The following is a 25,854-nucleotide window of genomic DNA, read 5'->3' as shown; positions in this document are numbered from 1 at the left end:
GAGTATATATTCAGAACAGAGTATACTGAAGAGAGAATATCCATATTTTTGTAAAGAGTAAGCGGAGAAATTTACATAATTGTAAAGGGAAATCAAAATAGTAAAAAGAATTAAGAAGTAAAAGAGTGAGTATCATGGAATATAGAACATTTGTAAGTTATTGCGAAAGCTCTTATAGGAAAGTATAATGTAAAGATATGAGCACAGATAGGATTAAGGGGTCAATCTTATATGCTTTGCATATCCACGACAGGTACATAGCTAACAGGGGAATATTGGAATCCGAGTATGTAATGTTTAAGGAAAATGTTTTTCCTATTGTCGTATATGCAATATGGAGAAACAAAAAGCTAGGAGTGGATTTGTTTGATAAAAAACCCCAAGGTTTTAATATTAACTGCACATTACGGTAACGGTCATGTGCAAGTAGCGAAAACATTAGAACAAACCTTTCGCCAAAAAGGAATCAAAGATGTAATTGTATGCGACTTGTTTGGAGAATCACATCCAGTTATAACCGATATTACAAAATATTTATATTTAAAAAGCTATACGATAGGAAAAGAATTATATCGTTTGTTTTATTATGGTGTAGAGAAAATTTATGATAAAAAAATAGCATCGTGGTATGCGAATTTTGGAAGAAAGCGTTTGAAGTTGCTATTAGAGGTAGAGAAACCGGATATTGTTATTAATACCTTTCCAATCATCGCTGTACCAGAATTGAAAAAGCAAATAGGTATTTCTATTCCTGTTTATAACGTATTAACAGATTTTTGCGTTCATAAAATATGGATCCATCGAGAAGTAGATCGTTATTTTGTAGCAACCGATCATGTGAAAAAAGTGATGGTTGATATTGGTGTGCCTGCAGAGCAAATTGTTGAAACCGGGATTCCGATTCGTAGTAGTTTTGAGCTAAAGATCAATCCAGAAATTATATATAATAAATATCAGTTATGTAAGGATAAAAAGATTTTACTAATTGTAGCAGGTGCTCATGGTGTGCTAGGAAGTGTAAAAGAACTATGCCAGTCATTTATGTCAGTACCAAACTTACAAGTAGTTGTCGTTTGTGGGAAAAACGAAGCTTTAAAGCAGGAATTATTGGGGCTGCAGGAGCAAAGTTCTGATGCTTTAAAAGTATTTGGTTATGTTGAAAACATTGATGAGTTATTCCGTGTTACTTCTTGTATGATTACGAAGCCAGGTGGTATTACATTAAGCGAAGCAGCAGCATTACAAGTACCTGTCATTTTATATAAGCCTGTCCCAGGACAAGAAAATGAAAATGCGTTGTATTTTGAAAGAAAAGGGGCTGCAGTTGTAATCCGTGATGATAGTGAAGTTTTTGCAAAAACAGAGGCGTTATTGCAAGATGATATAAAGCTTCTCCAAATGAAAGAAGCAATGAAAAGTATTTATCGTCCTGAACCAGCTGGTCATATCGTGGATGCAATTTTGGCAGAAAATCATGCAGAGCCGAGTCGTATACCTATTAAATCACCAGCTCTTGCCGAATCTTTTACTTAATATGAAACCCCTCTTTTAAACTTTTAAAGAGGGTTTTTTTATTATTGTAACAAAAGTAAGCCTGAATTATTAACTTATCCACAAAGGATCGCGCTTTCATTAGACAGTAAAATCGGAATATTAACAACTATATCCACATAGTCCACAATTTTTAGAAAATTATCCACAATTCGTGCGTTTGGTGTTTAGTTAAATAAATGAATTCGCAAAAGATTTTTGGAATTTATGCACAATTCTATGGATTTTGTGGATAAAGTTGTCCACAAAAAAGGTTCCTTATTTATAAGGAACCTTTTTTGCTAATTAATTGGAAAATCTTATGCAATGAAACTGAATAATTAGGGGGGAAAACCTTCTAATTATTCAGTTTCACTTTAAATACTTTTTGAGCGATATCCCGCTGCACGATCTGCTTTTCGAAATTCTCGTTGATAAAGAACTTCTTGTGTACTAGATAATGTGTTTTTCGCTTTGTCACGTTTCTTTTTATCCATTACAAATCACCTCGTGTCTTAAAGTCACTATCTATCGTTTCCAAAGACATGGGGTGATATACATATATGTCAAACTAGTATTGAATAATTATCATTTCAAAAAATTTAGACTATGCTTCTTTTAATTGATGAGCATCTTGGAATGTTGTATCTCGCATTGTAGCAAGTGTATATTGATCTTTTGGAATTTCATATAAGTTATAAACTTCTTCATTTGCATTAATTTCATCATAAACGGCTTTTCTTGTTTCATTTGCTAGATTTACATATTGTAATTTTTCGGCAGCTTTAATAGAACGAATATTTATTTTGCGAATACGCATAAAAATTGTTTCAATATCTAATTCATAGAAAAGTTCGCTAAAAAATGAATCTTTCGCCAATTTATTATAGCCTTTGCCATGGTACGGTTTTCCAAGCCATGTTCCAAGGAATCCGGCTTTTTCTTGCACATCAAATAAAGTAATTGTTCCGATAGGGTTACCCCATTCATCTAAAATTGTGCGTGAAATTAATTCCCCACGCTCTTCAGCTTCAATCGTTTGTTTTGTTAAAAATAAATATTCCTCATAAGAATAAGCCTTTTGACGCACAAAAGGGAAGACAGCTGGATCCACCATTAATTCGTATAGAACGTGGCTGTCGTGTAAGTCGCGTTTTTTCAACACACTAACTCCTCCTCACACGAGGGTAGCATGACGAAAAAGCACCCCACCCTCGAAATTTTTATATCAATCTTTAAAAAATTTCGGGGTGGGAATCGAACCCACTAGAACCAGTTTATAACGCTGGTGGCGCACCATTTGCCTTCCCCATTCATCAATTTGAAAATGATAATCACGACACAAATTGATTATGGTTTCATTCAGTTTATAATCGTATAATACTTTATCTAGTCAAAAAAATAAACTAGTTTTTTTTATTTTTTTTGTAAATTATTTTCCCATCAATCATAGTTAGTACAGGCTTGGCTAAATAATGGAAAGGATGATGTGTCCATAACACGAGATCGGCGTCTTTTCCAACCTCAATGCTTCCAATTCTATCCTCTAAACGTAAATTTCGCGCTGGAAATATAGTGATTCCTTCCAATGCAGTTTTCTCGTCTAATCCTTCCCTTACTGCGACAGCAGCACAAACATTTAAATATTGAATGGGTGTATAGGGATGATCTGTTGTTATAGAAACTTCCACTCCGTTTCTTGATAATATATGGTAAGTATCCCATGTTTTGTTTTTTAGTTCGATTTTAGAACGGCGTGTAAGAGTGGGGCCAACTGAAACCTTCAAATTGTGTTTCGAAAGCTCTTCAACAATAAAGTGCCCTTCTGTACAATGTTCAAGACGTAAATCAAGATTGAATTCTGTTGCAAAGCGTAGAGCAGAAGTAATATCATCTGCGCGGTGAGCGTGGATACGTACTGGTATTTCCCGGCGAAGTGCTTTTAAAATAGGAAGCATTCGAAAATCAGCTTCATGTCCATAGTGTTGTGCTTCGTAGAATGATTCTCGAAGTAAACCCATAATACCCATACGTGTTATTGATTCTTTTGTTCCGTTACTATGAACTTTTTTAGGGTTTTCTCCAAAGGCAATTTTTAAACCAGCAGGTTCTTGAATAATCATATGATCAATACAAGTTCCAGCAGTTTTTATTACACAAGTAGTACCCCCGATAATATTTTGACTCCCAGGCATAACATGAACAGTTGTAATACCATTTTGTACAGCATCCTGAAATGCAATATCAAAAGGATGGATTCCGTCTAAAGAACGGATATGCGGTGTTGAAACTTCAGAGGTTTCATTTGCATCATTTCCAGCCCAACCAGTGCCTTCATCATAGAGACCAAGGTGAGTATGGACATCAATAAACCCAGGTAAGAGATGAAGAGCTCGCGCATCTATAACGGTCATATCTTGAGTAGGCTGAATAGAAGGTTTGACCTCAGCAATTCGTTCGCCTATAACGAGTACATCACCTTGGAACTTTGGAGATGTAATAGGGTACACAATGGCTTGTTTGAGCAATATTTTCATAGGTACCTCATTTCTGTTACTTTACAATGTTAATGGAATTTAAGAAAAAGTAACTGAAAGGTTATTTGTGTAGTAATGCTCTGGATCCTAGACCCCTTGTAAAACTGTGTTTTAGAAGTACTACATTGTATGCGAAAGTATATTTTGTAATGCATGGTTTACTGTCGGAAATGTGTATTGGTACCCATGTTCAATTACTTTAATAGGTAATACATGTTGCCCTTCTAGTACAAGTATACTCATCTCACCCAATAAAGCGTGAAGCATAAATGAAGGGACAGGTAACCAATGAGGCTTTCCCATTATAGTTGCAATGGTTTCTCCAAATGCCTTCATTCTTATAGGTAGGGGGGCTGTAATATTAAGAGGACCATCAATTTCTTCTTTGTGTATGATGAAGTCAATCATGCGAACGACATCGTCTATATGAATCCATGATAACCATTGGTTTCCAGATCCAATTGTACCTCCCATATAGAATCGATAGGGAAGTAGCATTTTTGGAAGAGCTCCTTCGTCTGCACCTAATACGACTCCGAATCTTGAGTAGATTGTTCTTATTCCAAGAGAACATGCTTTAGATGCTTCTTGCTCCCATAAAAATACTGTTTCTGCTAAAAAGTCATTTCCTGGAATTTCTTGTTGCTCGGTAAAAGACTCTGTTTCAGATGTTCCGTAGTATCCAATAGCGCTTGCGTTAATAAATGTGTGTGGTTTTGTACCAAGTGCTTGCAATTGTTTAATGAGTCCTTTTGTTGTTTGAATTCTACTGTTTAAAATTGCTGCTTTTTGTTTCTTTGTCCATCTACTATTAATAGACTCTCCAGCTAGATTAATAACTACATCGATAGAAGAGAGGGGGAAGGTCTGTAAATCCGGTGTCCATTGTACGTATTGAAGGTTAGTGTGTGAAGTTTTAGTAGTTTTTTTTCGAATGAGAATGTAAACAGTATATCCTTTTTGAATAAAAAAACTAGAAAGGTATTTGCCGATAAAGCCAGAGCCACCAGAAATTGCGATTTTCACAATCATTTCCTCCTCATTATATATATTCTTGAAAAACAAAAATGTTCCTCGACTATGTTAAAATAGTAGAGAGGTGAGAGTATGGCTGTCATTACAAAAATAGAAGTGCAAAAACGATCGAAAGAACGATTTAATATTTATATTGATAAAGGTCAAGGTGAAGAGTACGGATTTAGTGTGGATCAAGTAATCTTAATGAAACACGGATTACAAAAAGGCTTAGAAATTGATGAAATAGCGTTAGGAAATATTTTGTACAATGAAGAGGTACAAAAAGCATATTTACAAGCAATCTCCTATTTATCCTATCAAATGAGAACAAAACAAGAAATAGAAGATTTTTTACGAAAAAAAGAAGTGGGACAGGCCATCATCTCTGAAGTCGTTTCGAAATTATTACATGACCGATATATTAATGATAAAGAGTATGCCATTTTATATACGCGAACGCAAAGTAATGTGAATCGAAAAGGTCCCACTGTTATAAAGAGAGAGCTGTTAAATAAAGGTGTTCAGGATCTAATCATTACACATAGTTTACAAGAGTATCCAAAGGAGAAGCAAATTGAAAATGCTTTGGTTCTTATAGAAAAGAAGAAAAGATCTTATCAAAAACATTCCTTTTTACAAATGAAGCTAAAGTTAGACGAAATGCTTGTGCGTAAAGGATATTCTAGAGATGTGATTCAAATTTGTCTAGAAGAATTGAAAGACGAAAAAGATGACGAACAGCAACAAGAAGCGTTACACTATCATGGGAATAAATATTATGAGAAATATAAGAAGTATGATGGATGGACATTCGAAAATAAGATGAAACAAGCGTTATATCGAAAAGGATTCTCTATTGATGAGATAGAGATATTTTTACAAATGAAACGTGAAGAGGGATGAGGGGAATAATAAAATGAATATGCCAAAACGCTACAGTGAAATGACAACGCATGAGCTTAGAGAAGAAATTGGGGCTTTGAAGGAGCAAGCAGTAAAGGCTGAGCAACTTGGAATTGTAAATGAATTCGATGTGTTAATGAGAAAGATAGCCATGGCCCGTGCTTACATGACTGATATAAACAAATTCCATATTGGTGAGACATATGAATTAGTAGAAGAACCTGGTGTATTATTTAAAATCACGTACTTCAATGGGGTATTTGCTTGGGGTTATAAGCAAAACGATAATGAAGAGATTGGGATACCAATCTCCTTGTTGCAAGAAAAATAAAAACCAGAGAGCGAATATCTCTCTGGTTTTCATCTTTGGTAGGCGTTAAAGGAGATAGGAGATTCTAAAATTGGCGTTTTTTACATTCATTGGCCAATATAATGAGAGACTGGGTCTGTTGCGTCTGTCCGTTAACTTGCGCTTTCGCATGTTTCGGACGAGTCCACGTATGGTTAAATAATTCAGAACGACTATCTAAACGATCACGGTAGCTCATCTTTATCACCTCGTGTAGGAAGTTAATTTTTTAGGTTGTACCTGTACTACTCTTCCTGCTGATTTGCAGCACGCATACGTTCTTGTGGGTGCGTGTTAATTGTGCCGTTAGGTCGTTTCGAAGCGAAGCGTGATTTCGCTTTCGGCTGACCGTCGATTTTGCTGTTGTTTTTTGACTCAGACCAAAACTCGGCTTGTTTACCCATTGCGAACGCCCTCCTCATCATCAGTTGATACCTCTTTAAGAAGTATCACTTATAGAATGTGCAAAATAGAAGAAACTATCCTTTAGAAATGAAGGGATAAATAGGTAAAAGGAGACTAGAACATGAATGATATTTATGAAGCATTAACGAAAGAATTATTAGACAAGAATGACAAGCTTTCTTACGGACAAGCTCGTGCGTGGGTTGAATTACTGTGGGAAGATTTTCAAACAACTTATGCGAAATCAGGTCGTTACCAAGGTGAGGAAATGACTGAGCAAGTAGTACGAACATGGATTAATAATCATGGAGCGCGCCTTCATGAAATGCGTACAAATAATCCAAAGTATAGCCATTTAATCAATCAAGAAGATCATTTGAAACATTAAAAAAAAGCGACTTAAGTCGCTTTTTTTAATGTGGAAGCAATTCTAATTTCTTTCGAAGTTTTTCTTCGCTGAAAATCCATCCAGTATATGAACTAATAATATTTAAATTTTGATCGAGTTGAACGATTGCGACGAATGGATAATAATCTTTGCTTCGATACCGCAAATCAATGAATCGAACTTCATAATAGTTATCATAATCGAAAATATCCCAGCGATATACAGGTGAAAAAGATAAGAAAGCAGATATATTTTCATCTCGCACAGCAGCCTGCATAATGGCAGTATTCGGGAACGGTACGCGATCAAATTTATCGTATACAAGGATGTTACCGCGGTGCCATCTTGCGACGTAGTAATGTTCCGTTGTAACGACGGCTAAATGATAATGATAAAATTTGTAAGAAGGAGAAATAATTACTTTCTCTACATTTTTGAAACGTTTGTATACTACACTTTTAATATTTCGATGCATCATAACGCGGCCGATGTAGTAAACAAACATTAATATATACGCTGCTAAAGCAGTATATCCTTTATGTGATCCGACAAGCATACAAGCAATCGCAAGTATATGGATAAAGAAAATGGCAGTATCGAACGTATTAATTATGCCAAGTGCTACCCATTTTTTGGTGAAGGGCCTTAATGCCTGTGTACCATAGGCATTGAAAATATCCACAAAGACATGAAGAAAGACGGCAATAAATGACCAAAGTAGTAGATGCAGATATGGAGCGTCTGAAAAGAAGGCGAACGAGATGCCACTTATAAGGAATGACCAAAGAATTACTGCAGGAATGGAATGAGTAATCCCGCGATGATTTCTTATATATTTAGCGTTATTACGCAATTTTAAAACTGTATCGATATCAGGAATATTGGAACCAGCAATTGTTGCAAGCATCACTGCTTGTGGCCCAACATCACTTTGAGCTATGGTTGGATCTAATGTTGCCAAACTGCCTAGAGTAACGCCCATAACAAGGTGAGTGGCTGTGTCCATAGAAATCCACCTCCGTTTTTTATTAATGTAACTCTTTTTATTCGATACCTCAAGTCCTTTGCCTTCTATTTCCTATGTCATCTTACTTAAATTTTTTCCTAAAATCTTTATAATAGTACATATATGCAAAAAAATGAGGGGGATCAAGTTTGACACTTGAAATATTAAATAAGTTTAACATAGAGCAATTTCAAAATGATTTAATTGGTTGGTTTGAAAAAGAACAACGTGATTTACCGTGGCGAAAAAATAAAGATCCATACCGTGTTTGGGTTTCGGAAATTATGTTACAGCAAACAAGGGTGGAAGCTGTAAAACCATATTACGCAAATTTTATGGGGAAGTTTCCTACGCTTGAAGCGTTAGCAAATGCCGATGATGAAGACGTATTAAAAGCATGGGAAGGCTTAGGTTATTATTCTAGAGCGCGAAATTTACATGCAGCAGTAAAGGAAGTAAAAGAAGTATACGGCGGGGAAGTACCGAGCGATGTAAAGAAAATCGAAAAACTAAAAGGAGTGGGACCATATACAAAAGGTGCCATTTTAAGCATTGCATACGGTATACCAGAGCCGGCGGTTGATGGAAATGTTATGCGCGTATTATCTCGTATTTTATCAGTGTGGGATGATATTGCAAAACCAAAAACGAGAAAAGTGTTTGAAGAGATTGTGCGTGAAATTATTTCAGCTAAAAATCCATCCTATTTTAATCAAGGTTTGATGGAATTAGGAGCATTAATTTGTATACCGAAAAATCCATCTTGTTTACTTTGCCCTGTACGTGAACATTGCCGAGGATACGCTGAGGGTGTTCAAAAAGAATTACCAGTAAAGAGTAAAGCGAAAGCACCTACAATGGTACCGCTTGTTGCAGGAGTACTTCAAACTGAAGATGGTCGTTACGTAATTAATAAGCGTCCGGATACCGGGTTGTTGGCTAATATGTGGGAATTTCCAAATGTTGAACTTGGCGAAGGGATCCGAAATCAGAAGGAGCAGCTTACAGATTATATGAAAGAAAAATTTGAGCTCACGGTTTCCATTGATGAATACGCCATGAATGTACAGCATACTTTTACACATCGTACTTGGGATATATTTATATTTTACGGAAAAGTAACCGGTGATATTGTGGAAACAGATACATTGAAAATTGTATCGAAAGAAGCATTTGAACAGTTACCTTTCTCGAAATCGCATCGTACAATTTACGAAAATTGTGTGGAGAAAATTACAATGCAATAAATGAAAAAACGTGTTCTAGAACTTTGGAACACGTTTTTTTTATTGGGGGAAATTTGTATTTCGAGGCTAAAAATCCATGCTTTTATAATCCGCCACGTGACTCGATTTCTTTCACAATTTCTTTATAAATCGTTTGTCCCTCTACATTTAGATAAGGCATAATTTGCTGAAATGAATGATGAAAATGAGCCAATTCATCTTTGTTCCATTCATTTTTGGAAATCATAGTTAGCTCAGTCATATCACGTCCAGTATACATATTCCCACCTCCATCATATGTAGTTTGAATGAGTGATAAGAGATATATGCGTGAATTTTTTAAAAGAAAATTAAGGATAACTTCTAAGTGAATTGGTTACATTATTGATTGTGGAGGTGAGAAAGATGAGTAAAAAACAACAAGGTTATAATAAGGCAACTTCTGGTGCTAGCATTCAAAGTACAAATGCTAGCTATGGTACAGAGTTTGCGACTGAAACGAATGTACAAGCAGTAAAACAAGCGAACGCACAATCAGAGGCACAGAAAGCACAAGCTTCTGCTGCTCAGAGTGCAAATGCTAGTTATGGTACAGAGTTTGCAACTGAAACAGATGTGTATGCAGTGAAAAAACAAAATGCACAATCAGCTGCAAAACAATCACAATCTTCTAGCTCAAATCAGTAATGATGGAAAAACACTTCTCCGTTCGAGAGAAGTGTTTTCTATGTGTGCGGGTCATTGTAATGAAAATAAAGGGAACGACATAACTTCTAATAAGTCAACAAATGTAGTCAAAGGAGAAAGAAGTGCGCGATTAGAAATATGTAATAGGAATTATAACTGGCGAATGAATTTAAAAGGGGGTAAGTGATGAACGATTTTGATAAGTTGGTAGGAGAGCAGTTGGAAACGATGGATGAGCTTTTAAAGTTACAATCGCATTTAGAGAAGTATCAGCAAATTGAAATGAGTGAAAGGGATACGTGCGATAAAAAAGAATTGCATTTTATCCGTCAAGAAATATATAGAACAGAAATAGCATTAAAACTTTTACATGAAAAATTTGAACAGCAAACGAATAATGTGATTCAATCTTTTGAAACCGAAAAAACAATTTCAAATTAAGGGTGAAATATGTTGTTGATTTTAGGTGAAAAGTCCTTTCTTAAACAGAGGTGAGGGGGCTTTTCTTTTTGTTATATCTTCGTTTGATCTTCTAAAATACGTATTGCTAATTCATAGGAAATGTTCCTTCGTTAAAAGGGTTAGTGATGTGGTATTCAATAATATAAACTTCATTATATTCCTCATGAAAACAAGTGTCCTATCGCTTTAGTTTTAAAATTTTGACAAAAAAGTTATAATAGAAAAAAAGTGAATGCAGTTCAAGGGGTAGTTAAGACAACTTAAGAAAAGCATTTGCGGTTGAAAGAAGGGAGCATATATGGGATTTCCCAAAGAAGGAGAAAAGGTACAAATACATAGTTATAAACATAATGGCTCCATTCATAGAATGTGGGAAGAGACAACAATTTTAAAAGGGACGCAGAGCCTTGTGATCGGAGCAAATGATCGTACAGTAGTTACGGAATCAGATGGTCGAACATGGATTACTCGCGAACCTGCGATTTGTTACTTCCATGCTAATTATTGGTTTAATGTGATTGGAATGCTGAGAGAAGAAGGAGTATATTATTATTGTAATTTAAGCTCTCCTTTTGCATATGACTCTGAAGCATTAAAGTATATTGATTACGACTTAGACATTAAAGTGTATCCGGATATGACATATACCCTTTTAGATGAAGATGAGTATGAAAAGCATAGTCAAATCATGCAGTATCCACCTGTTATTGATACAATTTTAAAACGAAATGTAGCGCATTTAACACAGTGGATTCATCAAAGAAAAGGTCCATTTGCACCGGATTTCGTAGATATGTGGTACGAAAGATATTTAATGTACAGAAATTAAAACAAACCTGCAGGGGATTTCCCGGCAGGTTTGTCCTATTAGAGGGGGGATTATGTGCAAGGTATAAAAAGATATTTACAATTTGTTAAACCATATCGATGGCTTATTGCTATTACAATTGTTATCGGTCTAGTTAAGTTCGGTATCCCGCTTATTATGCCGTGGTTATTAAAGTATATTATCGACGATGTAATTCAAGGCGGGGGTTCACTTCAAGATAAAACGTCCCAATTAATAACGGCGATTGGGATAGCTTTTTTTATTTTTGCAATATTAAGGCCACCGATTGAATATTATCGTCAATATTTCGCGCAACGTATCGCCAATACAATACTATATGATTTGCGGAAACATATTTTTGGTCACTTGCAAAAATTGAGCTTGCGTTATTATTCGAACACAAAAACAGGAGAGCTTATTTCACGTGTAATCCATGATGTAGAGCAAACGAAGGATTTTGTAATTACCGGTTTAATGAATGTTTGGTTAGATACTGCAACAATTGCGATTGCTATTATTGTTATGTTTTCTATGAATATAAAGTTAACGTTTGTTGCTTTATTGATTTTACCTATTTATGTTGTTGCAGTGAAATATTTTTTCGGACGTCTCCGAAAATTGACGAAAGAACGTTCACAAGCGTTAGCAACGATGCAAGGATATTTACATGAACGTATTCAAGGGATGCAAGTGACACGTAGCTTTGCATTAGAAGAGTATGAAAGGGGCCAGTTTGAAAAGAGAAATAATGAATTTTTAACGAAAGCACTAGCGCATACAAGTTGGACGGCGAGAACGTTTTCGGCAGTGAATACGTTAACGGATTTAGGGCCGTTACTCGTTATTGGTTTTGCGGCGTATGAGGTAATTCAAGGGTCATTAACACTGGGGACTATGGTGGCCTTTGTTGGATATATGGATAGTTTATATAGTCCGCTTCGTCGCCTCGTTAATTCATCTACAACATTAACGCAATCTTTCGCCTCGATGGATCGAGTGTTTGAACTGTTAGATGAAAAATACGATATTGTTAATGTACCAAATGCGGTGCAAACGAAAAGGTTAGATGGAGAAGTTATATTTGATAATGTTTCTTTTCGTTATAATGCGGATGAAAAAGAAATATTGCATAATCTGTCATTAATTATGCGACCAGGAGAGAAGGTTGCGCTTGTAGGGGCAAGTGGAGGAGGAAAGTCATCTCTTGCTAGTTTAATTCCACGTTTTTATGATGTTTCTGAAGGTGCAGTTTATATAGACGGGATAGATGTAAGAAAGTATAATATGAGAAATTTACGTAGTCATATTGGAATTGTGCTACAAGATAATTTATTATTTAGCGATACAATCGGGGCTAATATTTTATATGGTAATCCGAAAGCTACAGAGGCGGAAGTGATTTCAGCTGCCAAAGCTGCACAAATTCATAATTTTATTACAGAGTTGCCAGAGGGCTACGATACTGTCGTTGGGGAACGTGGTGTGAAATTATCGGGTGGGCAAAGACAACGTGTAGCAATCGCGCGGGTTTTTCTAAAGAATCCATCTGTACTTATATTAGATGAAGCAACTTCCGCTTTAGATTTAGAAAATGAACGATATATTCAAGAGGCACTGCAAACGTTAGCGGCAGATCGGACAACGATTATAATTGCACATCGATTAGCGACGATTACACATGTCGATACAATTATTTACATTGAAGATGGCGAAATTAAAGAAACAGGTTCTCATGAAGAGTTAATGAAAAGAAGAGGATATTATTATAATTTATATCAGCTTCAACATATAACAGAAACAGCTCCTTTAGCATAAAAGGAGCTGTTTTTTATTCGTCTTCTTTTTTATCGTCGATTTTGAGTTCGGTTTCTGGTTTATGGTATGTGTAGAAGCTATCCACAAGTAAATCTAAATGTTCTACTTCTTCACTATAGTTAATAATTGAAGAAATAAGAGGGAAGAGGTGTAACCATATTTTATATGCTTCCTCATCATCCTTGTTTTGATAATCCATAAAGATATCAATTAATTCTTGTTTAGCTGTTTCAACTTCATCAAGCATTTCAACAGATTGTTGTTTTTTTGCTTTACCAATAAATTTTAATAAAACTTGTTCATGGTAATGCGTTAATGAATCAAGTTCGTTTTGAATAGATTCCTGAAACTCTTCTGGCATATAGCGCAGTTCATTTTCAGTACGGTGTAATGACTTTAGCGTACTTAAAGCACGGCTTGTTGTTGCAAGCATTTGTCTGAATAAAACGAGCTTACGAATTTTTGCGAACTGTACCTTTTTCGTGTAGCTTCTTTCTTCTTTATACAGCAAATAATAATGGTTTAGTTTGATCATTTTTTCTTTCATACGATCAATATCAGTTTTTAACGTTGTAAAGTCAGAAGCTTGCCTGCTGTTCATTCGAATCCATTTCACAATTTCTTCTGTATTATCAACGATACGGTGATAAAGCTTTGTTTCGTATTTTGGCGGCATAAATACTAAATTTACAAGTGAAGCCGCAATAATTCCGATCATAATCGTCGCAAAGCGAAGTAAGGCAAAATTAAAGAAATCTTCGCCTTGATACTCCATAATGGCGATAACTGTAACTAGAGCGATTGATATTGTGTTTTCTAATCGTAATTGTAATGTAAGAGCAATTACTAATATACATGTTAATCCAATAATAAAAGGATTATGTCCAAAAGCAGTAGCAAATACGATAGCGAATACCGCACCAATTACGTTTGCTTGAATTTGTTCAAGTGCCGTTAAATACGAACGGTATACAGACGGCTGAACAGCGAAGATAGCTGAGATTCCCGCAAATACCGGACTCGGTAAGTGAAGTAAAATACAAGCAAATAAAGCTAATGTAATGGCAATACCCGTTTTTAAAATGCGAGCACCAAGTTTCATACCCTTATTGATATCCTTTCTCTTGTCATAATGAATGTACAACATGATACTATACATTCATTACAATATGTTAGCAAGTGATATTTTAGTGATGTTAAAAAGTTTAATAAATAAATTACAATCAGTTTATAATTTCTCCAAATTCTCTTTAAACATCTATTCTTTAATAAAAAAACCTGCTGAAATTCAGCAGGTTTCAAATTGTTATTATAGATTACTATGCGATGCTTGCTTCGTCAATTTTTTTATGAAAATAAATATTGTACATATCCCGCATTAATGCCCGATTGGTGAAGGCTAATAATCAGTGGGAGATGGCCCTCCACTGATTAAAGTTTCACTTTATCATTCAGTTGAGATAGATGGGTCCGCCTGTTCTTTTTTCGGGATAATTTCATAGAAGTGAAGCTGGATATTATCTAATAATGGTGTTAATAAAGCGACTTCTTCATATTGTTCATGCTCATTTAATACACGAATGTAGTCTAATAATAATTCATTTACATCTTGCAAACCATTTTTGCTAATTGGCTGCAATGTTACATTTGCACCTTTAGCGATTCTTTGTTTTAAGGCTTGCTCTGTTAAACCTAAGTTTGGCTCATGACGTAAATAAACAACACCACCAGTCATGCCGGCACAAATCCATGGGCCAGGATCTCCTAAAACAAGAGCACGACCATTTGTCATATATTCAAAAGCAAACCCTTTTATATTGGAATATACGCCTATATTCCCTTGTTCTTTTTCACGGAGTGGTTTTGTAATTCTACCTCCAATTATCATGTCTGCCCCAGAAAGGCGAATACCAGCACGAGCATCAGCGTTACCTTGCACGTATAATGCACCTTTTTGAGCGCCGTATCCAAATCCTTTTCCGACAGAACCGTTATAATATGTTCCATCTTTTCCTTTTGCTTTCGTTATATAAATGCCACCACCAAATGAAGTTTTCCCAATGCCGTCTTGCGCACCGCCGTTTACGTGTATAAATAAGTTCTCGCTATTGTACGCGCCTAATCCGTTTCCAGGAACAGAACCGTTTGTATACTTTAATGTAAGTGGTTCAAGATGAGTGTTTTCATATAATTTACTACGAACACGATAACAGGATTCTAGACCGCCCATTACACGTTGCTCTACGCCGACGCTTACTAATTCTTTTGACTGGAGAGAATTAGTTGATTCAAATTGTTTTTCTTGTACAGATTCCGTTATTTTCACGGATGAATCTTCTATCGTTTGTATTAAGTTTCGTAAGTCTAATAAGTTCTTGCCTCGAATTTGTTCTAATAAATCTGATCGCCCGACAATATCTTGTAAGTTTGTGTAACCGAGCTGCCCTGTTAAACGCTTTAGTTCTGTACCGAAAGTAGTGAATAGGTTTAATAACCCGGCAACTGCGCTTTCTAATTCACGTGGAACGAAACGGCGCAGTCCATGTTCTTTTGCTTGAGCTTCAGATTCAATTTGTGTTGCAATTCCAACATGACAAGTATCTAGATGGCAACCACGGCAAGTTGTACAGCCGATTGCAATCATTGATAATGTACCAAATCCAATTCGGTTTGCTCCAAGAAGCATGATTTTTAAGGCGTCATTTACACTTCGAATACCACCATCTGCCCAAATTTCTACTTTATGTCTCATACCTGCTTCTAGTAACGCATTGTGAGCAGCTTTAACACCGATTTCTACAGGAAGACCTACATGTTGCAATGCGTGAATACGTGCAGCGCCTGTTCCGCCATCAAATCCGCTAATGTTAATAAAATCAGCACCAGCTTTTGCGATACCAACAGCAATTGTTCCAATGTTAGGAACGACAGGGACCTTCACAGCTACTTTTGCAAGGTGATTAGCCGTTTTAATTTCTGTAATCATTTGGGCTAAGTCTTCAATTGAATAAATATCATGGTTGTTAGAAGGTGAAATTAAATCCGAACCAATTGTAGCATTACGTGCTTCAGCGATTTTGGCAGTTACTTTTGAACCAGGCAAATGTCCACCTTCACCAGGCTTTGCTCCTTGACCAATTTTTATTTCAATTAAATTTGATGAATTTAGTAGTTCAGCGTTTACTCCAAATCGACCAGATGCAACTTGTTGTCCGCGTGTATTTGGATATTTGCCAATCATATCTTTAATTTCGCCACCTTCACCGTTCAAACTAATCATATTTAGCTGATCAGCAGCTTCTGCATATGCACGGAAGGCTATTTCATTTTGAGAACCGAATGACATGGAACTAATAATAAATGGTAAATCATGATTGTGTATGCCGATGGACACTTCTTCAGTCGGAATTACATGTTTTGTTTGTTTTGTTTGAATAAGGTGCCTGATTGCGATAGAGTTATTTTCTTCTAATTCACTTAACTTTTCTCGGTAATCATCATAAGAGTTTCCTTTGGCAACATCACCAATTGCTTTCCAAATCCGCGGGAATATATGAAATGATTTTCTCATTCTAACGTGTGGATTGTTATAATCAATGGCACGAATTTTTGCATCTTCAGCAATTGCTTCAAGTGAAAAAGCTAAATCATTTGAACCGAAGAAATTTGTAATTTGTAATGTATTTGCGATTTCCTCATGTAATCCAATAGAGGAGAAGAGGCGACCGTAACCGCGTAATTCATGAATTCCAATCGTTGAAATTACTTTCTCTAGGCCTTTATTAAGTGCGGTATACAAATTAGTAATTGGTGCTTTTGTTCCATCATTTACAGTTGCGAATAATAAATATGGATTAATACCGTCTGCCCCCAATCCATATAGTGTGACGATATCGTGTAAGGAGCGAAGGGCACCGGAACGTATAATGAGAGAGCATTTCCGGCGTAAGTTATTTTCAGTTAATGCTTGATGTACTTTAGCGGTAACTAAATGTGGATCAATCCATAATAGTTCATTTTGATGAGAGTTAGCGTCATCTAATAATAGTAGGGAAGCCCCATTTTTAACGGCTGCTATCGCTTCGGAACTAATTCGATTTAACGCGCTTTGTAAATTTTCTGATGGACTAAATGTAACAGAAATTGTAGAGACAGAGCTATAAGTGGTGAATAGCTGTATAAGTTGTTCGTACGTAATCGTCTGTAAGTCTGCCGCGATAGGCTGAGCTAAATTTCCTTCTAAAATAATTGGAGAAAGCATCTCGATTACAAATGGTTGTTTAGAGTTATCTAATAAACTTGGACGTTCTCCGAGTACAGTACGTGTGGAGAAGTGTTCCACTTCTCGATCACGATCGATGGCTGGATTTGTCACAACGGCTACACTTTCCTTAATGAAATCGGCAATATTTCGTCTATCTGTATCAAGTGCGGCAAGTGGTGAGTCATGCCCAAGTGAACGAATTGGTTCGACACCTTTTGTTGCCATCTGTTCAAGGAGTTGAATATGTTCTCGATCCCAGCCGAAAGCAACGTATTGCTTCGTTTCAACTTGAACAGAATCACATAACCCCTGGATTTCTTTCGTTTCAGGGATAGATAAGTTTACATGATAATTGGTAATATCGATTCGTTTCTTAAAACGGTTATATACTTCAATTTGATAACTGTCGTATTCATAGAGACTAAGCTCATCTTGTTCATTCCATTTTAGTCCAACTTTTTCTCCAGGCGCGAGTGGTTTCGGCTCTGCTACATACTCAGTTGGTGATACAACTCCAGGTTCAGAAGAGAAAATATAGGAGCTCTCTGTCTCTACTTTCCAAACTGGGCGCAATCCAAGAGAATCGACACTGAAAACAGCTTCATCTTTATAACGTGAAATGATGCCAGCTGGACCTTGGGCGAAATGCCCCCAAGCCTCACGTATATAAGTGTATAAGTTTTGTAAGTTTGTTTCGTAAAGTTTTATTTCATTAATAATTGGTGGAAATAATATATCCATTGCTTCAAATAAGCTGTAGTTGTACTGAACGAGAAGGGTTTCTAAGGTGCGGTTTAAATCTTGGGAGTCACTTCCCCCGACAGTAAGTGGTACATGAATCATTTCGGCTTGATCACGTAATTTGGCAATTGTATTAATTTCACCATTATGTCCGAGAATGCTAAATGGTTGTACACGAAAAAAATTAGATAATGTATTAGTAGAATAGCGATTATGTCCTAGTGTCATAGTTGAAGCGATAAGTGGGTGTTGTAAATCGTTGTAATAGGCAACAAGTGTATCTCCAGCACCTAGAACTTTATATACAACGTGATCACGACTTAATGAAGCAACGTGAATCGCTTCATTTTCCTCTATTTTTATCGTTACAGCAAATAATGTTTGCTCAATATTTTTAACTCCATTTTCAGCGATAAGGGCAACTTGCCAAAATAAAGGTTCTTCCTGTTTACCAAGTGGGCCGAGTGCATCGGAATTTATTACATCATCACTTTCGAAAACAATAGTAAAGCTTTCGTTGTTTAATTGCGTGCGAATGTAATTTTTTAAATCAACAATATTTTCTTTTTTGTTTAGAAAAAAATGTCCAACGATAAAGTGGGGATGATCCACAATCGTTGGATTATATCCGCTACTTTTCAGTTTTTCATTCCAAAGTGCTTTTGGTATGTCGATATGAATTCCGATACCATCCCCTTCGCCATTAATAAAACCAGCTCTATGATTCATTTTGACTAGTGATTGTATACAAAGGTCGATGTTTTCTTTGGTAGGAATTCTTCGTTTTTCCATAACGGAAACGATTCCACACGCATCATGTTCTGCATTTCTATAATCTCGAAATAAAGACGGTGTCCATGTATTTTTTTTATTGAGCATCCGTCAATCCCCCCTCTTGTAAAAGAATGAATAATCTTACTATTTAAGGTGTAAATCACCTTGTACACAGAGATAATAACGATCTAAAAGAATATAAAACAGATAATTATGAATAATTATACTATTAATGCGAGATTTATGAAATAGAAAAAGGAAAAAAGAAAGGTGAGCTTTCTTTTTTCCTTGTAATGACAGTATTATTTATTGTCTGCTAAAGCAGCAAATGCTCTTCCAACAGCTTCAATTGTATATTCGATATCTTCTTTTGTATGTTCTGTCGTTAAGAACCATGCTTCGTACTTAGAAGGTGCTAAATTAATACCTTCTTGAAGCATTAGCTTGAAGAATCTACCGAACATTTCCCCATCTGTATTTTTGGCTGCATCGTAATCTTCAATTGTATTTGTCGTGAAGTATACAGTTAATGCACCTTTTAGACGGTTTACTGTAATATCGATGTTATGTTTTGCCGCTTGCTCTAAAATTCCTTTTTCAAGCATTGCGCCAAGTTCATCTAGTTTCTCATAAAGACCTTCTTGTTGAAGTACTTCAAGGCATGCAATACCTGATGCCATAGAAGCAGGGTTTCCTGCCATTGTACCAGCTTGGTATGCAGGGCCGAGCGGAGCAACTTGTTCCATAATTTCTTTCTTACCACCGTAAGCGCCAATTGGAAGGCCGCCGCCGATAACTTTACCAAGTGCTGTTAAATCTGGTGTTACACCAAGTAAGTCTTGAGCACCACCGTACATAAAGCGGAAAGCAGTAATAACTTCATCATAAATTACTAATGCGCCAGCTTCGTGAACAAGTTCGTTTACTTTTTCAAGGAATCCTGGTTTTGGCTCTACAATACCGAAATTTCCAACAATCGGTTCTACAAGAATCGCTGCTACTTCGTGACCCCATTTATCTAATGCCTCTTTTAAAGTTTCTACATTATTAAAAGGAACAGTAATAACTTCTTGAGCGATACTTTGTGGTACGCCAGCTGAGTCAGGAGTTCCGAGAGTAGAAGGACCAGATCCAGCTGCTACAAGTACTAAATCAGAATGGCCGTGGTAACAACCAGCAAATTTCATAATTTTTGTGCGGCCAGTGTAAGCGCGAGCAACACGGATAGTTGTCATTACTGATTCTGTACCAGAGTTCACGAAGCGGACTTTATCTAATGCAGGCATTGCTTCTTTTAACATTTTTGCGAATTTTACTTCTAGTGCTGTTGGTGTTCCGTACAGTACCCCATTTTCAGCGGCTGTTGTAATCGCTTTTGTTATATGCGGGTGAGCATGTCCAGTAATAATAGGACCGTATGCAGCTAAATAATCGATATATTTATTTCCGTCTACATCCCAGAAATAAGCGCCTTTCCCGCGTTCCATTGCAACAGGAGCGCCGCCGCCAACTGCTTTAAAAGAACGGGAAGGACTATTAACACCGCCAACGATATGTTCTAAAGCTTCTTTATGTAATGCTTCTGATTTTGTGAATTTCACTACCATTCATCTCCTTACAAAAATCTATGTATTATTCTAACATGTTTTTCGAAAAGACGTATTGTTTGTGATAGAGAAGGCAGTTGGGTAAACTATTCGTTGTGGCATTTAGGAAGGGGGTCCGATTATGAAATCGGTAATTGAGGTACAAGGGTTACGTAAAGAGTTTACAGCCTATTCAAGTCGTCCGGGTTTAAAGGGTGCATTTCGCGATTTATTAAATCGTAATTATAAAATAGTACCAGCAGTAAATGATGTGTCTTTTACTGTAAAACAAGGTGAAATGGTTGGTTATATCGGTGAAAATGGTGCTGGTAAATCAACAACAATTAAAATGCTTACGGGGATTTTGACTCCGACATCAGGGCAGATTACAGTAAATGGAATGAATCCACATAAACAAAGAGAAGACTTTGTAAGAACAATTGGTGTTGTGTTTGGTCAACGCTCGCAGTTATGGTGGGACATTGCGGTACAAGAATCGTTTCGTTTACTCAAAAAAGTGTATGGTGTATCGGATGCTCAGTATAAGGAACATATGGAGCACGTAATTGAAACGTTAGATATCGGTCCTTTATTGGATAAACCGGTGCGGAAATTATCTCTTGGTCAAAGAATGCGTTGTGAATTGGCAGCAGCATTAATTCATAATCCGCCATTATTATTTTTAGATGAGCCAACAATTGGACTTGATGTTCTTGTGAAACTGAAAATACGAGAATTTTTAAAAGAGATGAATGAACGTTATAAAACAACAATTTTATTAACAACACATGATATTACTGATATTGAAGCTTTATGTGAACGTGTCATCATGCTTGATGAAGGAAACATTATGTATGACGGTTCTTTAAATAATCTTCGTGCGCAGTGGGGAGCAGAGAAGGAAATACATTTTCAATTTATTGCACCAGTTTCCTATCAGGCTTTATCAATGGTTATGCCAGATAGTCATGTCGTTTGGTCAAAAGCGAAAGAGGAAAATGCGTGGGTTGCTAAAATCCCGAATGAAGAAATTATTATTTCAATGCTTATTTCTAAAGTAGTACAAGCTTTTCAAATTAAAGATTTAAAAATTAACGAAGTGTCTACAGAGGAAATTATTCGTAACATTTATGAAGAAGGTATTAAGCATGGGTAAGTATATTGAAATGATTCGTATTCGCTTTTTAATGATGCTTGCTTATCGTACAAATTATTACAGCGGGATTTTAATTTATACAATTAATATCGGTGCGTATTATTTTTTATGGCAAGCAATTTATAGTGGAAAAGAGAATATTGAAAGTTTATCTATTTCGCAAATGACTACGTATATTGCGATCGCATGGATGGCACGTGCTTTTTATTTCAATAATATAGATAGAGAAATTGCGATGGAAATTCAAGAAGGACGTGTAGCGGTAGAACTGATTCGTCCATATAACTATTTAGGGATGAAAGTGATGCAAGGTCTCGGTGAAGGGATATTTCGTTTTGCATTCTTTTCAATTCCAGGTATGGTTATCGTTACCTTATTATTTTCATTGCAAATTACAACGGATTTTCAAACGTGGTTATTTTTCTTCTTATCTTTAATATTTAGTTTTATCATTAATACACAAATAAATTTAATGACCGGAATGCTCACATTCTTCTTATTTAATAATAGTGGAATTATGTATGCGAAACGAGTTGTTATCGATTTATTTTCTGGTTTATTATTACCGATTAGTTTTTATCCGTTATGGGCCCAAAAAGCAATGGTATTTTTACCGTTTCAGGCCATTAGTTATATTCCGAGTATGATTTTTTCAGAAGGTATACAAGGAAGTAAATTGTATGAGGCATTATTATTCCAAGTAATTTGGGCAATTGTACTTATTATTCCAATTGTACTCATGTGGAGAACGGCGAGAAAACGTCTAATTGTACAAGGGGGATGATGAGATGATATATATAAACCTATTTTTGCAATATGCAAGCCAATATATAAAAACAAAATTGGAGTATCGGGGCGATTTTATCGTTGGATTACTTTCTGATTTATCACTGCAGGCTGTTAATTTAATCTTTATTCTCGTTGTGTTTGGACATACGCAAGCATTAAAAGGCTGGAGTAGAGAAGAAGTTATCTTTATTTATGGTTTCTTTTTAGTACCGTTTGCCATTTTCTCAGCTTTCTTTAACATATGGGACTTTAATGATCGTTACATTATTAAAGGAGAAATGGACCGTATATTAACGAGACCGATTCATAGTTTGTTTCAAATTATATTAGAAAGAATGGAACTTGAATCTTTAATTGGAGCGATTACAGGAATTATTGTAATGGGATATGCAGCAGTAGAATTACAGTTATCTTTTTACTGGTATGATTTCTTCTTATTCCTACTAATGGTAGGGGGAGGGGCGCTTGTGTATGGCGGGATATTTGTTACGCTTGCAAGCCTTGGGTTTTGGTCGGATGCGAAAAGTTCGATTATGCCGCTTATGTATAACATAGGGAATTATGGACGCTATCCTGTTGATATTTATAACCGTGTTATTCGCTTTATTTTAACGTTTGTTTTACCGTTTGCATTTGTGGGGGTATATCCAGCAGCATACTTTTTAAGAAAAACAGAGTGGAATAGCTATGCGTTTGCAACACCATTCGTTGGTATTATCTGTTTTACGATTGCAATAACTCTTTGGAATCAAGGGGTAAAAAGGTACCGGGGTGCTGGGAATTAATTATAGAAGCTTGTTTGTTTCTAAGGGATAAATCCAATGGCTGTCTCATACATATAAAATGAGGTGGAGGACATGTTATGGGGATTTATTCTATTAGTTGCAGCAATTGCTATTTTGAGAAGTGTCCAATTGTTATGGAGTTCATATTCAGATTCTAGGCGTTTCTTTTCGCTTTATAATTTAGCCTCCTTATTTTTAATTTATACAACGGTATTGATTGCGTTTGGGTTAAGTTATGTTGTATTAGAAGAAATGGGCTTTGCAGTTTTAAAAGAAGATGGAGAAAGCTTGCATGCTCAATCTTTTCAACTTGTAGAAATTTGCTTATATTTTAGCGCAGTTACTTTATTGTCCGTTGGGTACGGTGATATAGCTCCGATTGGAATAGGGAGATGGATTGCGATTGCAGAAGCGCTAATTGGATATACACTACCGTTTGCTTTTGTAATGAGGTCTGTAATAGACAATGAAAAATAAGATCGCATTTGATATAGTAAAAGAAAAGAATAGGAGTGATAACAATGATCACAGTAGGAGAAATGGCTCCAGAATTTACATTAGAGGGAAGTAACGGGGAACAAGTTCGCTTAGCTGATTTTCGTGGTAAAAACGTAGTTCTATATTTTTATCCGAAAGATATGACTCCAGGGTGTACAACTGAAGCATGTGATTTTCGAGATGCATATGGATTATTTCAAGAGAAAGATACAGTTATTCTTGGTGTAAGTCCTGATTCAGCGAACAGACATCTGAAATTCATTGAGAAGCATGAACTTCCATTTGTGCTTTTAGTAGATGAAGATCATAAGGTAGCGGAATTGTACGATGCTTGGAAATTGAAAAAGAACTTTGGAAAAGAGTACATGGGAATCGAGCGTTCTACATTCCTTATTAATAAAGACGGTGAGCTTGTAAAAGAGTGGCGTAAAGTGAAAGTGAAGGGACATATTGAAGATGTTCTTTCTTATATAAAGTAAATCCATTGGAGAGATAAAATATATAGAAGTAAGGCGAGTGTCTATACATATTTTATCGTCTTACATAAAGTGAAGTGTAGGGCATACCTCCTCAGATGATAGTATTCCAAGTGCGATTATGTCGCACTTTTTTCTATGTAAATGTATAGAAAATGGGGGAAGATACATAAGAATAAGGCTATATACAAAAATAAACCACATACTTATAGTAGAAATATTGACGATTTATAAGAAAAGGAGTACACTCTTTATAAGAATTATAAAATAATAATCCGTATAGAATCGGGGTGCATGACGGTGGTCAAAGAAGAATTAAAAGAAGCGCTAGAAATGCTGAAAAATACGGGTGTACGCATTACTCCACAGCGTCATGCTATTTTAGAGTACCTTGTGGAATCTATGACGCACCCAACAGCGGATGACATTTATAAAGCATTAGAAGGTAAGTTTCCAAATATGAGTGTTGCAACTGTTTATAATAACTTACGTGTATTTAAAGAAGTTGGACTTGTAAAGGAATTAACTTATGGAGACGCTTCAAGTAGATTTGATTATGTTACAAGTCAACATTATCATGTGATTTGCGAAAAATGTGGTAAGATTGTTGATTTTCCTTATGGAGGTTTGGAACAGCTTGAAGAGGAAGCTGCGAAAACGACAGGCTTCGTTATTAATAGTCATCGCTTAGAAATTTATGGCGTTTGTCCAGAGTGTCATAAGGCGTAATATATAATAAAGAAAGAGGCTGACGGCTTTACGTCAGCCTCTTTCTTTATTATATAGGGGAATTGCGTTAGGTTCAGAAGGGTTTAAAATGTTCAGTACACAACCTAATTTAATTAAAGATAAATACAAAAGGTGATTTCTTGGTTAAGAAATCACCTTCTAATGTCTAGTTTTGTAAGGGTGCATTGTACCCATGTATGCCTATGATTTGTAGCTCTTCTTATTATATTTCTCATCAAATTCTTTTCCTTCTAGATTTCGATCCATTGTTAAAGGTTGGTTGCAATGCATACATGCATCGACACGACCGAGCATTTTTGTTGGCTTATCACAGCTTGGACAAATAATTTGTACAGTTTTAGTGGATAACATACCAATCCAAAAGTAAACGACAGTACTAGCGATAACAGCTAAAAAGCCAACCATCATAAATGTTGTCATAATAATAATGTTGTCACGGAAAAAAACTCCTAAGTATGCAATGAAGAGACCGATAAATACTAGACTTAATGCAAAGGTCCGAATTTTATTGATTTTGTTCGAATATTTAATGCCCATTCTCACCACGCTCCTATAATAATAATATAACACAAAAATCAGAATTTTCATTCTCGTATAAACCTAGTGAAATGATAAGGTGTAAAATAAGAAGGAGTATAGCCATGTATAAAGAATACATGGGGAGATAGGATGCTATCGTTCAAGTGTTTTAAAAGTTTTTAACGGGATGTGAAATTTTTTTTGGAAAAGTATTGACCCTGTATATACTGCATGATATATTAATAAACGTCGCTGATGCGGAAACGCAACAAACGACAAAAAAGAAATTGAAAAACTTAGTTGACATCGAAAAACGAAGATGTTAACATAAGGAAGTCGCAAATGAGCGACCAAGTAGTTCT

27 protein-coding genes are annotated in these 25,854 nt (G+C 35.9%); 15 read left to right on the top strand and 12 right to left on the bottom strand.

Features of this window, described 5'->3' with window-relative positions:
- The first annotated feature begins 366 nt into the window (after positions 1-366).
- A complete protein-coding gene (locus BAU27_RS11985) occupies positions 367-1,533 on the top strand; it encodes a diglucosyl diacylglycerol synthase (RefSeq protein WP_071745389.1) in 1,167 nt (388 codons plus the stop codon).
- Positions 1,534-1,907: 374 nt separating this feature from the next.
- On the opposite strand, the gene BAU27_RS11980 is transcribed toward BAU27_RS11985, so the two are convergent.
- The 4 genes from BAU27_RS11980 to BAU27_RS11965 all read right to left on the bottom strand — a co-directional run bounded on the left by BAU27_RS11980 (position 1,908) and on the right by BAU27_RS11965 (position 5,093).
- Complete coding sequence (locus tag BAU27_RS11980) at positions 1,908-2,027, bottom strand: YfhE family protein (protein WP_000358484.1); 120 nt, start codon at positions 2,025-2,027, stop codon at positions 1,908-1,910.
- Positions 2,028-2,137: 110 nt separating this feature from the next.
- On the bottom strand, positions 2,138-2,695 hold the full coding sequence (locus BAU27_RS11975) for a GNAT family N-acetyltransferase (RefSeq protein ID WP_000914737.1): 558 nt from the start codon (positions 2,693-2,695) through the stop codon (positions 2,138-2,140).
- A 241-nt stretch (positions 2,696-2,936) separates the two neighbouring features.
- Positions 2,937-4,067 carry an amidohydrolase gene (locus BAU27_RS11970; RefSeq protein ID WP_071770987.1) on the bottom strand — a complete coding sequence of 377 codons (1,131 nt, stop codon included), beginning with the start codon at positions 4,065-4,067 and terminating at the stop codon, positions 2,937-2,939.
- A 120-nt stretch (positions 4,068-4,187) separates the two neighbouring features.
- Positions 4,188-5,093, bottom strand: a complete 906-nt coding sequence (locus tag BAU27_RS11965) for a TIGR01777 family oxidoreductase (RefSeq protein WP_071770986.1) — start codon at positions 5,091-5,093, stop codon at positions 4,188-4,190.
- Positions 5,094-5,174: 81 nt separating this feature from the next.
- Between BAU27_RS11965 and recX the strand changes: the two genes are divergently transcribed.
- Both recX and BAU27_RS11955 read left to right on the top strand, forming a co-directional pair.
- Positions 5,175-5,987, top strand: coding sequence for a recombination regulator RecX (recX, locus tag BAU27_RS11960; protein ID WP_071770985.1), 813 nt, complete (start codon positions 5,175-5,177; stop codon positions 5,985-5,987).
- Positions 5,988-6,000: 13 nt separating this feature from the next.
- Positions 6,001-6,318: a YfhH family protein gene (locus BAU27_RS11955; protein WP_071770984.1), complete on the top strand. Its 318-nt coding sequence runs from the start codon at positions 6,001-6,003 to the stop codon at positions 6,316-6,318.
- A 64-nt stretch (positions 6,319-6,382) separates the two neighbouring features.
- Here BAU27_RS11955 and BAU27_RS11950 read toward each other — a convergent pair whose 3' ends face one another.
- Together BAU27_RS11950 and BAU27_RS11945 are read right to left on the bottom strand one after the other, a co-directional pair.
- Complete coding sequence (locus BAU27_RS11950) at positions 6,383-6,535, bottom strand: YpzG family protein (protein WP_000122093.1); 153 nt, start codon at positions 6,533-6,535, stop codon at positions 6,383-6,385.
- A 46-nt stretch (positions 6,536-6,581) separates the two neighbouring features.
- Entirely contained in the window at positions 6,582-6,740 is a 159-nt protein-coding gene (locus BAU27_RS11945) for a small, acid-soluble spore protein K (protein ID WP_000517891.1), read from the bottom strand.
- Positions 6,741-6,862: 122 nt separating this feature from the next.
- Here BAU27_RS11945 and BAU27_RS11940 point away from each other — a divergent pair, with 122 nt between their 5' ends.
- Positions 6,863-7,129, top strand: coding sequence for a YfhJ family protein (locus tag BAU27_RS11940; RefSeq protein ID WP_000998161.1), 267 nt, complete (start codon positions 6,863-6,865; stop codon positions 7,127-7,129).
- Between the two features lie 25 nt (positions 7,130-7,154).
- On the opposite strand, the gene BAU27_RS11935 is transcribed toward BAU27_RS11940, so the two are convergent.
- Entirely contained in the window at positions 7,155-8,135 is a 981-nt protein-coding gene (locus tag BAU27_RS11935) for a metal-dependent hydrolase (protein ID WP_071745393.1), read from the bottom strand.
- 149 nt (positions 8,136-8,284) lie between these two features.
- On the opposite strand from BAU27_RS11935, the gene mutY reads away from it, so the two are divergent.
- Positions 8,285-9,382 carry an A/G-specific adenine glycosylase gene (gene mutY / locus BAU27_RS11930; RefSeq protein ID WP_071770983.1) on the top strand — a complete coding sequence of 366 codons (1,098 nt, stop codon included), beginning with the start codon at positions 8,285-8,287 and terminating at the stop codon, positions 9,380-9,382.
- Between the two features lie 82 nt (positions 9,383-9,464).
- Here mutY and BAU27_RS32330 read toward each other — a convergent pair whose 3' ends face one another.
- Entirely contained in the window at positions 9,465-9,641 is a 177-nt protein-coding gene (locus tag BAU27_RS32330; RefSeq protein WP_002094743.1) for a hypothetical protein, read from the bottom strand.
- Between the two features lie 125 nt (positions 9,642-9,766).
- Here BAU27_RS32330 and BAU27_RS11925 point away from each other — a divergent pair, with 125 nt between their 5' ends.
- The 4 genes from BAU27_RS11925 to BAU27_RS11910 all read left to right on the top strand — a co-directional run bounded on the left by BAU27_RS11925 (position 9,767) and on the right by BAU27_RS11910 (position 13,154).
- Positions 9,767-10,048 carry a gamma-type small acid-soluble spore protein gene (locus tag BAU27_RS11925; RefSeq protein WP_071770982.1) on the top strand — a complete coding sequence of 94 codons (282 nt, stop codon included), beginning with the start codon at positions 9,767-9,769 and terminating at the stop codon, positions 10,046-10,048.
- 186 nt (positions 10,049-10,234) lie between these two features.
- Positions 10,235-10,489, top strand: coding sequence for a YgaB family protein (locus BAU27_RS11920; protein WP_071745395.1), 255 nt, complete (start codon positions 10,235-10,237; stop codon positions 10,487-10,489).
- Positions 10,490-10,808: 319 nt separating this feature from the next.
- Positions 10,809-11,339, top strand: coding sequence for a nucleoside tri-diphosphate phosphatase (gene ntdP, locus BAU27_RS11915; protein ID WP_000506627.1), 531 nt, complete (start codon positions 10,809-10,811; stop codon positions 11,337-11,339).
- A 54-nt stretch (positions 11,340-11,393) separates the two neighbouring features.
- Positions 11,394-13,154, top strand: a complete 1,761-nt coding sequence (locus BAU27_RS11910; RefSeq protein WP_071770981.1) for an ABC transporter ATP-binding protein — start codon at positions 11,394-11,396, stop codon at positions 13,152-13,154.
- 13 nt (positions 13,155-13,167) lie between these two features.
- On the opposite strand, the gene BAU27_RS11905 is transcribed toward BAU27_RS11910, so the two are convergent.
- From BAU27_RS11905 to hemL, 3 genes are all read right to left on the bottom strand, one after another.
- Positions 13,168-14,256, bottom strand: a complete 1,089-nt coding sequence (locus BAU27_RS11905; protein WP_071745397.1) for an aromatic acid exporter family protein — start codon at positions 14,254-14,256, stop codon at positions 13,168-13,170.
- A gap of 345 nt (positions 14,257-14,601) precedes the next feature.
- Positions 14,602-19,038: a glutamate synthase-related protein gene (locus tag BAU27_RS11900; RefSeq protein ID WP_071770980.1), complete on the bottom strand. Its 4,437-nt coding sequence runs from the start codon at positions 19,036-19,038 to the stop codon at positions 14,602-14,604.
- Positions 19,039-19,235: 197 nt separating this feature from the next.
- Positions 19,236-20,540 (bottom strand): glutamate-1-semialdehyde-2,1-aminomutase, encoded by a 1,305-nt coding sequence (gene hemL / locus BAU27_RS11895; RefSeq protein WP_083595974.1) that lies wholly within the window; start codon positions 20,538-20,540, stop codon positions 19,236-19,238.
- 121 nt (positions 20,541-20,661) lie between these two features.
- Between hemL and BAU27_RS11890 the strand changes: the two genes are divergently transcribed.
- From BAU27_RS11890 to perR, 6 genes are all read left to right on the top strand, one after another.
- A complete protein-coding gene (locus BAU27_RS11890; protein ID WP_071745400.1) occupies positions 20,662-21,675 on the top strand; it encodes an ABC transporter ATP-binding protein in 1,014 nt (337 codons plus the stop codon).
- On the top strand, positions 21,668-22,459 hold the full coding sequence (locus BAU27_RS11885; protein ID WP_071745401.1) for an ABC transporter permease: 792 nt from the start codon (positions 21,668-21,670) through the stop codon (positions 22,457-22,459). Before BAU27_RS11890 ends, BAU27_RS11885 begins: the two co-directional genes overlap by 8 nt.
- Before the next feature lie 4 nt (positions 22,460-22,463).
- Positions 22,464-23,249 (top strand): ABC transporter permease, encoded by a 786-nt coding sequence (locus BAU27_RS11880; protein WP_071745402.1) that lies wholly within the window; start codon positions 22,464-22,466, stop codon positions 23,247-23,249.
- A 72-nt stretch (positions 23,250-23,321) separates the two neighbouring features.
- Positions 23,322-23,726 (top strand): potassium channel family protein, encoded by a 405-nt coding sequence (locus tag BAU27_RS11875; protein ID WP_071770979.1) that lies wholly within the window; start codon positions 23,322-23,324, stop codon positions 23,724-23,726.
- A gap of 44 nt (positions 23,727-23,770) precedes the next feature.
- Positions 23,771-24,226: a thioredoxin-dependent thiol peroxidase gene (gene bcp, locus BAU27_RS11870; protein ID WP_071770978.1), complete on the top strand. Its 456-nt coding sequence runs from the start codon at positions 23,771-23,773 to the stop codon at positions 24,224-24,226.
- Positions 24,227-24,523: 297 nt separating this feature from the next.
- A complete protein-coding gene (gene perR, locus BAU27_RS11865; protein ID WP_000237831.1) occupies positions 24,524-24,952 on the top strand; it encodes a peroxide-responsive transcriptional repressor PerR in 429 nt (142 codons plus the stop codon).
- A gap of 201 nt (positions 24,953-25,153) precedes the next feature.
- Here perR and BAU27_RS11860 read toward each other — a convergent pair whose 3' ends face one another.
- The gene (locus BAU27_RS11860; RefSeq protein ID WP_071745404.1) at positions 25,154-25,510 is read right to left on the bottom strand and encodes a YgzB family protein; all 357 of its coding nucleotides are present in this window, start codon (positions 25,508-25,510) and stop codon (positions 25,154-25,156) included.
- Positions 25,511-25,854 lie beyond the last annotated feature (344 nt).

The sequence above is a fragment of the Bacillus sp. NH11B genome, from assembly GCF_001884205.1.
In the GTDB taxonomy this organism is placed as follows: Bacteria; Bacillota; Bacilli; order Bacillales; family Bacillaceae_G; genus Bacillus_A; species Bacillus_A proteolyticus.
Note: the sequence above shows the minus strand (reverse complement) of the source record. Positions and strands in the feature narration are given on the sequence as shown.